General features: G+C 57.5%; 17 protein-coding genes, 1 tRNA gene and 1 riboswitch. Of the genes, 7 read left to right on the forward strand and 11 right to left on the reverse strand.

The features are described 5' to 3' along the window. Positions 1 to 10: 10 nt before the first annotated feature. The 4 genes from ACR0AY_RS15970 to ACR0AY_RS15985 form a co-directional block, all read right to left on the reverse strand. Entirely contained in the window at positions 11 to 946 is a 936-nt protein-coding gene (locus tag ACR0AY_RS15970) for a DMT family transporter (protein WP_170398226.1), read from the reverse strand. A 54-nt stretch (positions 947 to 1000) separates the two neighbouring features. Further along, the gene (locus tag ACR0AY_RS15975) at positions 1001 to 1663 is read right to left on the reverse strand and encodes an HD domain-containing protein (protein ID WP_170514455.1); all 663 of its coding nucleotides are present in this window, start codon (positions 1661 to 1663) and stop codon (positions 1001 to 1003) included. Next, a complete protein-coding gene (gene aroC / locus ACR0AY_RS15980; protein ID WP_170514458.1) occupies positions 1647 to 2747 on the reverse strand; it encodes a chorismate synthase in 1101 nt (366 codons plus the stop codon). The genes ACR0AY_RS15975 and aroC overlap by 17 nt, the downstream gene beginning before the upstream one ends. Positions 2748 to 2858: 111 nt before the next feature. Next, on the reverse strand, positions 2859 to 3299 hold the full coding sequence (locus tag ACR0AY_RS15985) for a 6,7-dimethyl-8-ribityllumazine synthase (RefSeq protein ID WP_170408142.1): 441 nt from the start codon (positions 3297 to 3299) through the stop codon (positions 2859 to 2861). A 72-nt stretch (positions 3300 to 3371) separates the two neighbouring features. Next, a riboswitch (FMN riboswitch) is annotated at positions 3372 to 3518 on the reverse strand. A gap of 55 nt (positions 3519 to 3573) precedes the next feature. Between ACR0AY_RS15985 and ACR0AY_RS15990 the strand changes: the two genes are divergently transcribed. Then, complete coding sequence (locus ACR0AY_RS15990) at positions 3574 to 4188, forward strand: FMN-binding negative transcriptional regulator (protein ID WP_480454402.1); 615 nt, start codon at positions 3574 to 3576, stop codon at positions 4186 to 4188. Between the two features lie 22 nt (positions 4189 to 4210). Here the strand turns inward: ACR0AY_RS15990 and ACR0AY_RS15995 are convergent, their stop codons facing one another. Further along, entirely contained in the window at positions 4211 to 4657 is a 447-nt protein-coding gene (locus ACR0AY_RS15995) for a c-type cytochrome (protein WP_170425585.1), read from the reverse strand. Between the two features lie 485 nt (positions 4658 to 5142). On the opposite strand from ACR0AY_RS15995, the gene petA reads away from it, so the two are divergent. From petA to ACR0AY_RS16010, 3 genes are read left to right on the forward strand one after another with little or no spacing between them, the layout of a single operon-like run. Continuing rightward, positions 5143 to 5727, forward strand: a complete 585-nt coding sequence (petA, locus tag ACR0AY_RS16000; protein WP_170514465.1) for a ubiquinol-cytochrome c reductase iron-sulfur subunit — start codon at positions 5143 to 5145, stop codon at positions 5725 to 5727. A gap of 14 nt (positions 5728 to 5741) precedes the next feature. Beyond that, positions 5742 to 7073, forward strand: coding sequence for a cytochrome b (gene petB / locus ACR0AY_RS16005; protein ID WP_170514468.1), 1332 nt, complete (start codon positions 5742 to 5744; stop codon positions 7071 to 7073). A gap of 17 nt (positions 7074 to 7090) precedes the next feature. Further along, positions 7091 to 7876: a cytochrome c1 gene (locus tag ACR0AY_RS16010; RefSeq protein ID WP_170514470.1), complete on the forward strand. Its 786-nt coding sequence runs from the start codon at positions 7091 to 7093 to the stop codon at positions 7874 to 7876. A 143-nt stretch (positions 7877 to 8019) separates the two neighbouring features. Here ACR0AY_RS16010 and mtaB read toward each other — a convergent pair whose 3' ends face one another. Both mtaB and dapF read right to left on the reverse strand, forming a co-directional pair. After that, positions 8020 to 9276 (reverse strand): tRNA (N(6)-L-threonylcarbamoyladenosine(37)-C(2))-methylthiotransferase MtaB, encoded by a 1257-nt coding sequence (gene mtaB / locus ACR0AY_RS16015; protein ID WP_170514474.1) that lies wholly within the window; start codon positions 9274 to 9276, stop codon positions 8020 to 8022. Further along, positions 9273 to 10115, reverse strand: coding sequence for a diaminopimelate epimerase (dapF, locus tag ACR0AY_RS16020; protein WP_170514478.1), 843 nt, complete (start codon positions 10113 to 10115; stop codon positions 9273 to 9275). Before dapF ends, mtaB begins: the two co-directional genes overlap by 4 nt. A 209-nt stretch (positions 10116 to 10324) precedes the next feature. Here dapF and ACR0AY_RS16025 point away from each other — a divergent pair. After that, positions 10325 to 10400, forward strand: a tRNA-Lys gene (locus ACR0AY_RS16025). Next, on the forward strand, positions 10352 to 10684 hold the full coding sequence (locus tag ACR0AY_RS16030; RefSeq protein WP_480454424.1) for a transposase: 333 nt from the start codon (positions 10352 to 10354) through the stop codon (positions 10682 to 10684). Before ACR0AY_RS16025 ends, ACR0AY_RS16030 begins: the two co-directional genes overlap by 49 nt. A 9-nt stretch (positions 10685 to 10693) precedes the next feature. Here ACR0AY_RS16030 and ACR0AY_RS16035 read toward each other — a convergent pair whose 3' ends face one another. Continuing rightward, positions 10694 to 11962: a cytochrome c peroxidase gene (locus tag ACR0AY_RS16035; RefSeq protein ID WP_170514484.1), complete on the reverse strand. Its 1269-nt coding sequence runs from the start codon at positions 11960 to 11962 to the stop codon at positions 10694 to 10696. A gap of 15 nt (positions 11963 to 11977) precedes the next feature. Between ACR0AY_RS16035 and ACR0AY_RS16040 the strand changes: the two genes are divergently transcribed. Beyond that, complete coding sequence (locus tag ACR0AY_RS16040; protein ID WP_170408184.1) at positions 11978 to 12448, forward strand: tetratricopeptide repeat protein; 471 nt, start codon at positions 11978 to 11980, stop codon at positions 12446 to 12448. 30 nt (positions 12449 to 12478) lie between these two features. Here the strand turns inward: ACR0AY_RS16040 and ACR0AY_RS16045 are convergent, their stop codons facing one another. The 3 genes from ACR0AY_RS16045 to ACR0AY_RS16055 are packed head-to-tail and all read right to left on the reverse strand — an operon-like array spanning position 12479 to position 15443. Beyond that, positions 12479 to 13540 carry a TRAP transporter substrate-binding protein gene (locus ACR0AY_RS16045; protein WP_170514487.1) on the reverse strand — a complete coding sequence of 354 codons (1062 nt, stop codon included), beginning with the start codon at positions 13538 to 13540 and terminating at the stop codon, positions 12479 to 12481. Between the two features lie 25 nt (positions 13541 to 13565). Next, positions 13566 to 14855, reverse strand: a complete 1290-nt coding sequence (locus ACR0AY_RS16050; RefSeq protein ID WP_170398321.1) for a TRAP transporter large permease — start codon at positions 14853 to 14855, stop codon at positions 13566 to 13568. Continuing rightward, positions 14856 to 15443, reverse strand: coding sequence for a TRAP transporter small permease subunit (locus tag ACR0AY_RS16055; RefSeq protein WP_170514490.1), 588 nt, complete (start codon positions 15441 to 15443; stop codon positions 14856 to 14858). Between the last annotated feature and the right edge of the window lie 32 nt (positions 15444 to 15475).

Consider the following 15475-nt stretch of genomic DNA (forward strand, 5'->3'; position numbering starts at 1 on the left):
AAAGGTAAAGTCAGGCTTTGGGATCCGTTGCTGATCGCGCTTTGGTCCGATCAAGGCCAAGTTGTCGTTCACGCAGGATCACCACGACGTTGCCTGCAATCACCAACGCCGCGCCGCCCAGCATCACCAGGGTTGGCAACTCATCGAACCAGAAATAACCAATGACAATGGCGAACAGCATTGTGGTGTAGTCATAAGGTGCCAGCATTGACGCTTGTCCAAACTTGTAGGACGAGGTCACCAGAATCTGCGCCACTCCGCCGATCAGGCCGATTGTCACCAGCAATGCGGCTTGCTCCCATGTCGGGATAACCCAGCCCCAAAACACTGTGAGACCCGAAAGCAAGGTCGCTGTGAGAGAGAAATAGAACACGATTGCGGCGGGATGATCCACCTGTACCAGTTGTCGAATATGTATCTGCACAAAGGCACGGGCAACGGTTGCAGCCAGCACGCAAAGCGCACCTATTGTTGCGGCGGTTTCGGCAGTGCCTGAACCCAGCCGGGGCCAGATCATGATCAGAACGCCGACAAGGCCAAGCGCGACGGCCCCGATACGAATCATTCGTATCCGCTCGCCCAACATGATTGCAGCCAGAATCAGCGTGAAGATCGGGGTTGCATATCCGATGGCGGTTACCTCGGGCAGCGGCAACAGGCTAAGACCAGTAAAGGTCAGCCCCATGGCCGAGGTTCCCAGAACCCCGCGCCAGAAATGGCCCATCGGCTTCTTGACGACAAAGCCGTGCACCAGCTCTCCTCGCCAGACAAGCCAGGCGATGATAACCGGAATCGCGAAAAGCGAGCGGAAAAACACCATCTCTCCCGGCGGGAAATCATCTGACAAAGCCTTGACCAATGCAGACATCGTCGTGAACAGCACGAGCGCACTGAGCTTGAGCGCCACGGCCAATGCCGGACGATGTGATGTTAAGGATTTCGCCATGGTCGCGAACCTGCGCCTTTGAGGCGGAAAGATCAACTGGCCAAAGTTGACGTATCAGAGATTGGACCAGTCTAGTGGAAGCTGAGCTCCAATTTCCTCTGACAGGTCCTTTAGAAACCTAATCATCCGCGCGGCTCGGTCCTGCGCGATGGCCCTGCCTTTTTCCGTCAGCATATCATTGGGTAAGCGCAGCAATTTTATTTGCCAGTGATCGATTGAAAAAATCAGGTCATTCGGCAAACGGTTTTCGGCAAACGGATCTGACGGGTCATAAAGGGTGCGTCCCAGGGCGCCCGATACTGAAAAGTTGCGGGCGATACCGATAGCACCCAACGCATCCAGACGATCGGCATCCCGTAATATTCGCGCTTCGGGTGTTTCGGGCTGGATGTTAGCCGAAAAGCTATGGGCGGCAATCGCGTGCTGCACGGCTCCAATTTCAGTGGTGGAATAGCCGAATTCTTCAAGAATAGGCTCTGATTCAGCGGCGGATCGCATCGAGGCCAGATGCCGATCCGGATCATCTTTTGACAGGTTGATCAGATCATGCAGATAACACGCCGCCAGCAAGACACGCGGGTTGGTTTCATCATCCGCAATCGCCTGCGCATTAACCCAAACCCGATCCAGGTGCGCCAGATCATGCGCCGGATCCGTCTGCATCCGTTGCCTGACGACAGCGCGCAGCGAAGCGCGCAGATCAGCCAATCTGTCCACGGTTCTCGCCGATTTGACCACGGTGCAGGAGCAGGTGATCAAGGATCACGCAAGCCATCATTGCCTCACCTACCGGAACGGCGCGGATGCCGACGCAGGGGTCGTGGCGGCCTTTGGTAATGATCTCGGTCTCTTCGCCGGATTTGGTGATGGTCTTGCGGGTGGTCAGAATGGACGAGGTCGGCTTGACCGCAAAGCGCACCACAAGATCCTGGCCGGTCGAAATGCCGCCCAGAATACCGCCAGCGTGGTTCGAGCTGTATTGAGGGCCGTCCTGTCCCATGAATATCTCGTCAGCATTGGCCTCGCCGGTCAGTTCGGCGGCGGCCATGCCTTCACCGATTTCGACCCCTTTAACGGCGTTTATCGACATCATGGCTGCAGCCAGATCAGTGTCTAACTTGGCATAAACCGGCGCGCCGAGCCCCGCCGGAACGCCGCGCGCGACCACTTCGACCACTGCGCCGACCGAGTTGCCGGATTTGCGCAGGTCGTCCAGATAAGCGGCCCAATCTTCGGCTGCTTTGGCGTCGGGCGTCCAGAATGGATTCTGTTCGATCTGCGACCAGTCGAAATTGGCACGGTCGATCTTGTGCGGACCGATCTGGGTCATATAACCGGTGATTTGAACATTCGGAGCGATCTGTTTGATAGCCTCACGCGCGAGTCCTCCGGCCGCCACACGTGATGCCGTTTCCCTCGCCGAACTGCGCCCGCCGCCGCGATAGTCACGGATCCCGTACTTCTGCCAGTATGTGATGTCGGCGTGTCCCGGACGGAACTTGTCCATGATGTCGCCGTAGTCTTTTGAGCGTTGATCGGTGTTCTCGATTATCAGCTGCACAGGTGTACCGGTTGTCTGGCCTTCGAATACGCCAGATAGGATCTTCACCTGATCGGGCTCACGCCGTTGGGTGGTGAATTTGTTCTGACCCGGTTTGCGCTTATCCAGCCAGTGCTGGATCATCGCTTCATTAATCTCAACGCCCGGGGGGCAGCCGTCGACCGTGGCCCCCAAGGCGGGCCCGTGGCTTTCACCCCAGGTGGTAACGCGGAAGAGGTGGCCAAAACTGTTCATCGACATGGGGCATGCTCCTTTGAGCGACGTGATTAGCGGGGAGTGCCTTGGTCCTCAAGCGGATTTGCATTTGCAGAGAAGCAAGCGCCGCCCTGTGGGCGGCGCGATTGGAATAAATCAGGCGGCTTGAGCCACCATGGCGCGGGTTGCGTTGATCTTGAGCGCTGCATGAGCTGCCTCGCGCCCTTTTTCGATGAAATGCGCGCGATAGATGGCGTTGTGGTGATCCGTTTCCTGATACTGATGCGGTGTCAGCGAGACCGACAGGACCGGAACACCTGAATCGAGCCCGGCCCGCATCAAGCCATCGACAACCGCTTGTGCGACGAAGTCATGCCGGTAGATGCCGCCATCCACTACAAAGGCAGCGCAGGCTACGGCGGCGTAGCGCCCCGTTTGCGCCAGGTCACGGGCCAGCAGGGGCATCTCGAAAGCGCCCGGAACGTCGAAGACATCAACCTGATCGGCTGAAATCAGTTCGAGAAACCCATCCAGCGCGCGATCCACGATATCTGAATGCCAGTTGGCTTTGACAAAAGCATAGCGGGTGTGTGTCATCATGATCTCCTTTCGTAACAGACACGTCACCCAAGGCGATCACGAGCAGGCACACCGCATTACCGGCGTGCTGCACGTTCTCTTTCATCCGGACTGTAACCGTCGGCTCTGGCTTCTCACCAGATCTGCTGACACCCCGGAGACCGGGGCCGCTCGCGGGCTTACGGGTCATGCCCGCATACCGCCGGTGGGGAATTTCGCCCCGCCCTGAGAACGAGTGGGACCTTGCCAAGGAGATATCGCTTCTGCAAGAGAAATTGGCAGGAGGACGAATATGCATCCCAATCCCACCTTTCGCGCCGAGACGCGCGAGCGTCACATCGAGTTTGCGCGTGACCGCGCCTTTGGTGTTCTGGCGGTGTCGACATCGGATGCACCGTTGTTAAGCCACGTTCCCTTTCTTCTGAACGAGGATGCTTCATCGGCTGACCTGCATCTGGTCCGGTCAAATCCGATTGTTAGGGCGCTGAAACAGCCGCAACCTGCGAAGATCGCTGTGTTAGGGCCGGATGGGTATATCTCGCCTGACTGGTACGAAGTCGATGATCAAGTGCCGACCTGGAACTATGTAGCGGTGCATCTGACTGGTGTGCTTGAGATGCGGCCAACGGACGAGCTGCGAAATCTGCTCGACCGGCAGGCGGCAGACTTTGAAAATCGCCTGCTGCCAAAGCCGCCATGGTTGGCGTCTAAGATGACACCAGACGCGCTGGATAGAATGATGCGCATGATCGTTCCCTGCCGACTCATGATCTCGGATGTCGACGGCACTTGGAAGCTGAATCAGAACAAACCCGATGAGGCGCGACATCGCGCGGCTGATCACGTGCACTCAGCAGGACTTGGCAGCGAGGTGGCGCGCTTGGCCTCGTTGATGCGCAAGGCCTGAGGCACGCGTTCTCGCCTTCCATTCATTGAGCGCTGAATGTGGCGAGATAAGCAGCGATGTCATCTGCGCCTTTTTTCAGCTTGACGCTCATGTTCGGGCGGGCGGTGTCATCATCCAGATATTCCTTGATGAACCCGATCGGATCCCGAGAATAGGCGGCGATGTTTTCTTCAGTCCACACAAGCCCTTCTTGCCCGGCGCGGATCATGTCGTCGGTGAACATCCCGATGGGCAAACGTTCACTTCCATAAAGATAATCGTTCTCAGTTCCAGCGGTGCGGCCAACTACGCCAAAGAGATTCGGCCCGGTGATGCCGCCTTTGACCAGAACCTCGCCATTTTTGATGATCGCATGGCACGAAGAGCATCTGTTATAGAGCTGTTCGCCTTTCGCCGGATCGCCGGCTGCGATCGCCTGTACTGAAGTCAGAAACGAAACAAAAACTACGGTTGCTGCTATTTTGAGCATTGAACATCTCCGGCTGGGAATATTGCGCCTGTGGCCTTTCACGTATTCCCGTATAGAGTGCAATAAAATTCTGGCAGATAATCACGTGTTTGAAATATCTATTTTATATTAATAATTTAAGAGAAATCGTATCGCGCTTAAATAGAAGGAATACAGTGTTCCTAAGGTAGAGATGCACGTGAAATCGGCGGCGTTCCCATAGGATGAGAAGATTTCTGTTCAGGGATCTACTAGCGCGGGTCGATGCCGAATCACGTCCCACCTGCCTGGCGCCAATTCGCCGCTCTGAGGGTCAAAATCTGCATTTGAGATTGAAATTTTGCCCTTTCACCGTGACATGAATGCTTAGATGCGGCGTATTGCGCGTTTAAGAGCGCTGGACGAACTCTATTCTCCCCGATAGATACCCCGTTTATGACGCCGCACTTGTGCGGTGCGCGAGCTTTATGCCCGTTCGCGGGCGCCAGATAATCGGAGATAACCTCGTGTCCCAAGCTGAAGACCACGAAGGCACCCGCAGAGATTTCCTCTACTACGTCGCTGGCGGCGCAGGTGTCGTTGCCACCGGGGCTGCCGTTTGGCCCCTGGTAAATCAAATGAACCCATCGGCAGACGTCCAGGCATTGTCCTCGATCCGTCAGGACGTGAGCGGGGTTGAGCCGGGCACGCAGTTGACCGTGAAATGGCTGGGTAAGCCGGTTTTCATTCGTCACCGCACAGGCGCCGAAATTCAGGAAGCGCAGGAACAGGATGCAGAAGGCGTAGACGCTCTGCCCGATCCGCTGGCCCGCAACTTCAACCTGAACCCTGATGCGCCAGCAACTGACGCAAACCGTGTCATGCCCTCACCTGAAGGCGAAGCACCGGGCGCATGGATCGTTCAAATGGGCGTTTGCACCCACCTGGGTTGTGTGCCTCTGGGCGATGCGGGCGACTTTGGCGGCTGGTTCTGCCCCTGCCACGGCTCGCACTACGACCTTGCCGGTCGTATTCGGAAAGGCCCCGCGCCTGAAAACCTGCCCATTCCGCCCGTTGAATGGGTAGACGCCACCACCATCAAGCTCGGCTAAGGGAGACCCAACTTATGTCCGGAATTCCCCACGATCATTACGAGCCGAAGACAAATGGCGAGAAGTGGCTGAACAGCCGTCTGCCCATCGTCGGCCTGCTTTATGACACCCTGATGATCCCGACCCCCAAGAACCTGAACTGGTGGTGGATCTGGGGCATCGTCCTGGCGTTCTGCCTGGCGCTGCAGATTGTCACCGGTATCGTTCTGGTGATGCACTACACCCCGCATGTTGATCTGGCCTTTGCCAGCATCGAACACATCATGCGCAACGTGAACGGCGGCTATATGCTGCGGTATCTGCACATGAATGGCGCGTCGCTGTTCTTTGTCGCGGTCTACATCCACATCTTCCGCGGCCTGTTCTACGGCTCGTACAAAGCCCCGCGTGAGATCACGTGGATCATCGGGATGCTGATTTACCTGATGATGATGGGCACCGCCTTCATGGGCTACGTTCTGCCCTGGGGTCAGATGTCTTTCTGGGGTGCGACCGTGATCACCGGCCTGTTTGGCGCGATCCCGTTTGTGGGTGAGGCGATCCAGACCTGGCTGCTGGGCGGACCTGCGGTGGATAACGCCACGCTGAACCGCTTCTTCTCGCTGCACTACCTGCTGCCGTTTGTCATTGCAGCGCTGGTGATCGTGCATATCTGGGCCTTCCACACCACCGGCAACAACAACCCCACGGGTGTTGAGGTTCGTCGCGGTTCTAAAGCCGAGGCCGAGAAAGACACTCTGCCGTTCTGGCCCTACTTCGTGATCAAGGATCTGTTCGCTCTGGCAGTCATTCTGGTCGTGTTCTGGGCCATCGTGGGCTACATGCCGAACTATCTGGGCCACCCGGATAACTACATCGAAGCCAACCCGCTGGTTACACCTGCGCATATCGTTCCTGAATGGTACTTCCTGCCGTTCTACGCGATCCTGCGGGCTTTCACCGGTGAGGTCTGGGTTGTGCAATTCGCCAGCTTCATCACCGGTGGCATCATCGACGCCAAGTTCTTTGGTGTTCTGGCGATGTTCGGTGCGATCCTGGCGATGGCACTGGCGCCCTGGCTGGACACCTCGACCGTGCGTTCGGGCAAGTATCGCCCGATGTTCAAATGGTGGTTCTATCTGCTGGTCATCGACTTCTTTGCCCTGATGTGGCTGGGTGCGATGCCTGCGGAAGAGCCCTATGCGACCTTCTCGCTGATCGCGTCCGCCTACTGGTTCGCCTATTTCTTCGTAATCCTGCCGATCCTGGGTGTCATTGAAAAGCCTGAGGCGCAGCCGGAAACCATCGAAGAAGACTTCAACGCGCATTATGGCAAGGCTGACGCCGAAGCCACGCCGGCCGAGTAAGAAGAGGGACCGGAAACATGTTCAAGAAACTTGCAATCGGTGCCGCGTTCGCTCTGGCCCTTGCGCCCGCCTCGACCTTTGCGGCAGGTGGCGGTGAGCAGCACATCGAAGACTTCCACTTCTCGTTTGAAGGCCCCTTCGGAACCTGGGATCAGAACCAGCTCCAGCGCGGCCTGCAGATCTATACCGAGGTCTGCGCGGCCTGCCATGGTCTGCAATATGTGCCACTTCGGACCCTTGAAGATCTGGGGTACTCGGAAGAGCAGGTCATCACCTACGCGGCCGACAACTTCGAGGTGTTCGATCCCGAGCTGGACGATTTCCGCCCGGCAATCCCGACCGACCACTTCCCGGCCAATACCGGTGTCGGTGCGCCTGACCTGAGCCTGATGGCGAAGGCCCGCGCCGGTTTCCATGGTCCTTACGGTCTGGGCATCAACCAGCTGGTCAAAGGTATGGGTGGCGCGGAGTACATTGCCTCGCTTCTGGATGGCTATACCGGTGAAGAAAAAGAAGAGGCCGGTACTATTCTCTATGAGAACAAGGCCTTCCCCGGCGGTTGGATTTCCATGGCTCCACCGCTGTCGGAAGATCAGGTTGAATTTGCAGACGGACATCCAGCTACGGTTGAGGCAATGTCTGAAGACGTTTCAGCGTTCCTGATGTGGACCGCCGAACCAAAGATGATGGAGCGCAAGAATGCCGGTTTTGTCGGCGTTCTGTTCCTAACAGTTCTGTCTGTCCTGCTGTACCTTGTGAACAAGCGCCTGTGGGCACCGATAAAGGGCAAACGTCTGGACTAAGGTCGACGTATAACTAAAAACTAAACCCCCGCGCCATCACGGTGACGGGGGTTTTTTTGTTGCGATGGTGTGGAAGGGGCCAGCCCCTTCTTGGCCTGCGGCCAATTCATCCCCGAGGTATTTTGGGCCAGATGAAGAACGGATCACACTTGTAATTGAGCTTTGCTGTGCCCCCGGATCGTCGCGATTACGATCTCGCCTTCGGGTTGGGCGTTGCCGAAGGTTACTTCGGTGAATTGTTCGGTGCGGCCCATTGTGGGATTTTCCATCAGGATATTGTGGGTTTTGCCGATCTGTGCCGTCAGATGCTTGATGACTTGTGCATCGCCGGCGGCGCGTAGGCGCGCGGCGCGTTGTTTGATGACATTGCCGTTGATCTGTTGCGGTATGCGGGCTGCCGGAGTGCCTTCGCGTTTGGAATAGGGGAATACATGCAGCCAGGTCAGGTTGCACTCGGTGACGAGCTTGAGGGAATTCTCGAAATGAGTCTCGGACTCGGTCGGGAAGCCAGCGATGATGTCCGCGCCAAAAGTCATGTCGGGTCGTAGTTTGATGGCGTCTTCAGTGAAACGAATCGCATCTTCGCGCAGGTGGCGGCGTTTCATGCGCTTCAGGATCAGATCGTCGCCATGCTGCAAGGACAGATGTAAATGGGGCATCAGGCGCGGCTCGGTCGCGATGGCGTGCATCAGGTTCTCGTCGACTTCGATCGAGTCGATTGAGCTGATGCGCAGGCGAGACAGATCGGGCACCAGTTTAAGGATGCGCATCACGAGATCGCCCAGTTTCGGCTGAGCGGGCAGATCCGCGCCCCATGAGGTCAGATCGACCCCGGTCAGAACAACTTCGTTGTAGCCCCTATCGACCAATCGTTTGATCTGATCCACCACAACGCCCGCAGGGACGCTGCGAGAATTGCCCCGGCCGTACGGGATAATACAGAAGGTGCAGCGATGATCGCAGCCATTCTGAACCTGTACATAGGCGCGTGAGCGGGTTCCGAAGCCATCAATCAGATGCCCGGCGGTTTCCGTGACAGACATGATGTCGTCAACCTGAACCGCCTCGGTCTGACCGATGAAATCGGCGGCCATGCCTTTCCAGGTATCCGGTTTCATCTTTTCGGTGTTGCCGATGACTGCGTCTACTTCGTCCATGGCAGCAAAGGTCTGCGGCTCGGTTTGCGCCGCGCACCCGGTGACGATCAGACGTGCCGAGGGGTTTTCGCGGCGCAGCTTGCGAATCTCCTGCCGCGCCTTGCGGACGGCCTCGGCCGTAACCGCGCAAGTGTTCACGATCACAGCATCCGTTAGCCCCGCCTGCTGCGACAGCTCTTTCATTGCCTCGGTTTCATAGGCGTTCAGGCGGCAGCCCAAAGTGCTGAACTTGGGTGGGTTCATTCCAGTGACCTCAGGTATTCAGGCGTCAGCGTGCCCGAAAACACATGGGCTGTGGGCCCCGTCATCCAGACCCCATCCTCGCGCCAGTCGATCCAGATTGTGCCGCCGTCCAGATCCACTTGCACCTTACGCCCAGTGAGGCCTCGACGTGAGGCAGCAACAGCCGTGGCGCAAGATGATGACCCCGAGGCCAGAGTGATCCCCACTCCTCGCTCCCATACCCGCATGCGGATGCGGTCGGGTGCGACTATCTGTGCGACCTGAACATTGGTGCGTTCGGGATAGAGTGGATGGTATTCGTAACGCGCGCCGAACTCTTCCATCGGAATGGCCTCGGCGTTGTCGACAAAGAAAGTGCAGTGCGGGTTGCCCATGCCAGTCGCTGTTGGACCACCTTCTATCGGCAGTTCCAGCGTGTCCATCTCTTCCGCCAGGGGAATCTCGTTCCAAAGAAGTTGGGGGTGCCCCATATTCACCGACGTCAGTCCATCGCCAGCGTCGCGGGCCTGTAGTGTGCCGCGTTCAGTTGTGAGCGTGAGTTCGGATTTGCCTGTTTCGTTCATCAAAAACCGGGCGATACAGCGCGTGGCGTTGCCACATGCAGCCGAAGTCGACCCGTCGGCATTGTAGAACACCAGATGCGCATCCGCTTCACCGCGTTCGATAACCGCCAACTGATCGAATCCCACGCCGTACTGCCGGTGCCCGATTCCCCTGGCAAGGGCCGGGGTGACCGGCACGGCATGCGCGCGCGCATCGACAACGACAAAGTCGTTGCCCAACCCGTGCATCTTCATAAAGGCCAAACCGGTGTCGAGTATCTGTTGCATGGCGGGCATATAACGCCGGTCCGGACATGAATCCACCCTGTCGCGTAGATTCCTGAAAAAAGGGGTTGACCCCCCTTTGTCACCTGCCTAATTAGGCCGCCTATCGGGGCGCTGAACTCATATGAATGTCGGCGAACTGAAGTACGAAATAAGGTCTTGAACCCGGTCGGGTATTTACCTTACAGAGTGCTGCGGATCGAAGAGATCCTAAAAAGAGTGGGCCGTTAGCTCAGTTGGTAGAGCAACTGACTTTTAATCAGTGGGTCGCAGGTTCGAATCCTGCACGGCTCACCACTTTTTTCAAAGAAAATAGATGCTTACCTCCTTGGTGGCAAACCGTCCGTCCGAATGTCAGAGTCGGACGGCAGTTACCGGGTTTACGCGCGTGCATTCCAGATTGGCAACAGAGAAAGAGACCGGTGAAGTACGATATGCGTCGCTACAAACGCCGTAATCGGATCGAGTTCATATTCGGCAGGCTGAAGAATTGGCGACGCGTAGAGAACCGATATGACCGAAGCTTGGTATTCTTTCTCTCAACAATCGCACTTGGCGCATTAGTTGTTTTCACGCTATGAGACTTGGCTCTAGGGCTCAAACCCATCTGGCACACCGAACAGTGGCGCATCCAGTGTGGTCCCGGTCAATGCACCCATGAAAGCCACCAGATCTGCGACCTGGGCATCGGTCAGTTCCAGCGGTTCGATGTCAAATTTCTGACGATGACGCTCCATCTCAAACCGGTCCTGCCAGACGATGAAATCAACATTCTCAAGCCACGGCACGTTGGGCAGCCCGGCCAAATCAGGGGTCCAGGCAGCGAGGCTCTGAGATGGGTTCAAGTGGTGGCGAATAATGCCTTCCAGATCGGGAAAGGCACCGTTGTGACCATAGGGCGCCGTCTCTGTCACATTGCGCAGCATCGGTGTGCGAAAGCGATAGGCGTCCTCAAGACGGTTGCTTTCACCCATATGACCCACGTCGCGGGCATAGGGGTCCCATTGGCGGGTCTTGCCCGGTCCAAATGGCGGCAAGCTCAGCGCGTGGAATTTTTGATCCGATAGCAACGGGCCGGAATGGCAGTTTGCGCAACCTGCCTCACCATAGAACAAGGTCATACCATCGTATTGCTCTGGCGTCAGAGCGGCATGGTCTCCGGCCAGATATTGATCAAACGGGCTGTTGGTGCTGCGCCATTCCAGCGCCATGAACGCGGCCAGCGCGTTGGTGATCTGAGTTATCGTGATGTCCTCGGTCGTGTCGATGTCCTCGAACGCCTTGACCATGGCGGGCCCATAGCGCGGATCGGTGCGTACCCGTTTGGCGAGGATCGGCCAGCCCTTGTCGATGCGGTCATGCACCGCGCCGGTGACCTGATTTTCGGCCACATTCCCGGCCATTTCAAACTGCGAAGTCAGCGGGAAAAGCGCCTGCGCGGCCAGCAGCGAATTCAAGCCGTCCGGTAACCACTCCTGCGCGGGCGAATTGAAGCCGTTACCGTAGACGTCAGAGATACTTAGGCGACCGTCATGGAAGACCGTGTGAAGGTCCTTTGCCCCAAGGTTCCAAAGCCCCGGCGAATTGCGGGGAATACGCTTGCGGATTTTGTCCGCTCCGGTGCCCGGCGTGCGATCTGGGCCAAGCCCCTGCCCGCCCTCGCCAATGCCCAGCGACAACCCGTCCGAGGTGCCAAAATCCGGGTGGTGGCAGTGGGCACAGCTGATGTTCTGGTTGCCCGACAAGATCGGATCGTAAAACAGTTGATGACCGATGGCGGCCTGTTCCATATCAAAGGGGATGAAATCGTCATCCGTCAGCGGGCGCGGCAGATCCTGAGCTGCCGCAGCCCCTGCCAAAAGGAAAGCAACCCCATGCGCCAGTTTGTATTTGCCCTGTGCCTTCTCGCGACCCCAGCGCTGGCTGAACTGGAACAAGCACGCGATCTGATGGAGGCCGGAGAGTTTGAAGCCGCGCGTGAGGAATTGCTGCCCGCCGCGCGCTCCGGCAATGCCGAAGCCGAGGAGCTGATCGGTGTGATGTACGGGTTGGGCCTTGGAGTCGAACAGGATTATGAGCGGGCGTTTGAATGGTACCTGCGCGCCTCGATGAAAGGACATCCCGGGGCGCAGTCCGGTATCGGCTGGTACTATGAGCTGGGACTGGGCATGCCCGCGCCTGATTTGGTGCGGGCCTACATGTGGTACACGCTCAGCGCCATTGGCGGCGATCCCGATGCGGCGATCAGCCTTGAGGAAGTGGTCAAGAAAATGTCGCCGGAGCAGATCGAGAAGGCGCATGTTCTGGTCAACGACTACAAAGGGTGGATGTACCCGTTTCGGTGAGGGCCGGACCCCAGGGCCCGGCCCAACAATTCAGTTCAGATCCGCATCACGTGAGGCATTAACATCCGCCTCGGCTGCTGCCACAGCGTCAGTCAACGCTACAAAGATCTCATCACCACGTGCCACATTGGACTGGAACCAGTCATAGACCGGGGTTGCGGCTTCTTTGAAAGCAGCTTTCTGGTTGGGTGTAAGGACATAAAGGTCACCACCGCCGGCAACGAAATCCTCATACGCCTGGATCGACTTGCGCTTGGGTGAGGCAAAGGTCGCCTGCTGCAGCGCATAAAACCCGTCGACTACCACGCGGCGCATATCTTCTGGCATCTCCTGGAACTTGGCGTTGTTCATCCACCACAGCGCACCCATGTAGGCATGCCCATCCAGCGTGACATATTGCAGGCCTGCATCAGGGAACTTCATACCCATGATATCAGTGATGCCGTTTTTCGAGCCCTCAACCACGCCGGTCTGGAAGCTGGTGAACAGTTCTGGCCACGGGATCGGGGTCGGTGATGCACCCAGTGCTTTGACCAGCTCCTGCGGCAAGTCGGCAACCACGGTGCGGATTTTCAGACCTTCCATGTCAGCCGGCTCAGCAACACGGCGTTGCGTATTGGCGAAGTTGCGCCAGCCACCTGTATTGCCGATTGTCATCAGACGGATCGCACCGCCGGAATCCTCCAGCGCCATGTCGCGCATCTGCCGGGTGAAATCACCAGATAGGACATGTTCGGCAATGCGGTCATCGGCCATCAGGTAAGGCAGGTCCAGAACCTGCACGTAAGGGAAGATGCCCGAGGCCCCTCCAGAGGTTGAGATGTAGATGTCGATCGTACCGTCTGCCACACCCTGCAGACACTCGGCACCGTTCGAGCAGAGCTGCGTACCTATGAACAGCTCAACCTCAATGGCTCCGTTCGAGGCCGCCTCAACGTAGTTCTTGAAAACGACCAGACCGTCATAGTCTTCGTCGTTTTCATTCGAGTTTGCTGTGGCGCGTAGCGTGTAGTCGGCGGCAGCCGCGGCAATCGCAGACGCGGCCACTAGCGACGTGGCCACCGCTGCGGTTTTGATAAATCTTCTGAGCATGCGTTTCCTCCCTGTGATACTCAGTTCAGTTTGCAAATCCCGTTATCCTCGGGATCGTCATGGATAGTGCGGGGATGTATGTGATCAAGAAGATCACGATGATTTCGACCGCCAGAAACGGCAGGATTGCCTTGGCGATGGTTTCAACCCGTTCCCGAGACACGGCGGCGGCTACGAACAGCACCAGCCCCATGGGCGGGGTGGCCAGACCGACAGTCAGGTTGACGCTCATGATAATGGCAAAATGGATCGGGTCTACACCGAGGCTGGTGAAGATCGGACCGAGGATCGGACCAAGGATGATGATCGCAGGGCCTGCATCCAGGAACATTCCAACAATGAACAGCAGCAGGTTGATCAGGAACAGCAGGATCAGCGGGTTTTCCGACAGGCTGAGGATCAGCGAGGCCAGTTGTTCGGGCGCATGGCTGAGGCTGACCACCGTCTTGAAGGCCATTGCCGCCCCGACCAACAACAGGACGACAGCTGAGGTCATACCTGCATTGCTGAGCACTTCGGGGACTTCTTTCCACGTCAATGTGCGCAGGACGAAGAAACCGATGATGAAGGCATACCCTACTGCGACTGCGGCGGCCTCGGTTGGGGTAAAGATGCCACCCAGTATTCCGCCCAGGATGATCACAGGGGTCATCAGTGGGAAGAACGCCTTTAGGCTGGCCTGACGGCGTTCCGGCCAAGTGTATTTACGGCTGGCGACCGGGAAGTCGTAGCGATCCGCCATCAGCTTGATCATGAGCATCAAACCGACACCGACCATGACCCCAGGCACGATGCCAGCGAGAAAGAGCGCAGCCACACTTTCACCCATGACATAGGCATAGATGATCATGATGCCCGAGGGCGGGATGATCGGCCCGATCACCGAACTGGCTGCCGTGATCGCGGCGGCAAATTTGCGGGTATAGCCTTGCTTCTCCATCGCCGGGATCAGCATTGACCCAAGCGCCGAAGTATCGGCGACAGCGGATCCTGAAAGGCCCGCGAACAGGATCGAGCTGAGGACGTTCACATGCGCAAGGCCGCCCCGCAGGTGGCCCATCAGGGCCTGGCTGAACTCCACAAGTCGGATGGTAATGCCGCCCCGGTTCATGAGTTCTCCGGCCAGCATGAAGAAAGGGATCGCCATCAGCGGGAAGCTATCCATACCGTTATAGACATTGCGATAGAGCAGCGTGATGTCGTTGGTTTGGCCACTCAGCCACAGCAAAATACCCGGAGCGGCCAGCAATGCAAAAAAGACCGGCAGGCCGATCAGCAGGAAAATCAGGAATGTGGGTAGGAACCAAATCAGCATTTATTCAGCCCCCACCGCAGCTTCGGGAATCTCAGGCAGAAGATGCCCTCCGCCCAGCATGGTCACGATGGACCGCAGGATCAGCTCGATATTGACCGAGATCAGAAGGATGATCCCCACCAGCAGTGACGCCATCATCCAACTGCGCGGAATGCGATACCATTCGTCGAACCCGAAAGAAGTGGGCAGATACAGGGCCGCAGTGGCGAACCGGCCACCAAATCCCGTCACCTCGGACCAGCCGATATTGACTGCAACCAGCAGGACGGCCAGCGAGATCAGCAGCAGGAATAGATTCAGCGAAAGGCCAAGCACGCGCGGCAGGAAGCGCTGCAGCATGTCGATGGCGACAAAACCTCCGCGTCGGAAGGCTGTGGGCGCCATCAGGCCCGTCATCCAGAGCATACAGAACCGCGCAGCCTCGTCCGGCCATGGCAGAGCGTTTCCAAGAACGTATCGAAAGAACACCTGGATCAGGATTGCGATCACCATGAATGCAATCGCAACGACACCAACCGCGCGGCCCAGTCGCAGCACGGTTTCGTTCACGAATGCAATCGGCGCTAACGCCGATGCCAGTCCGCCCATGCGGATCCTCCCTTGTTCAGCCGCGGGTTTGC

It is taken from the genome of Ruegeria sp. A5, from assembly GCF_056543005.1.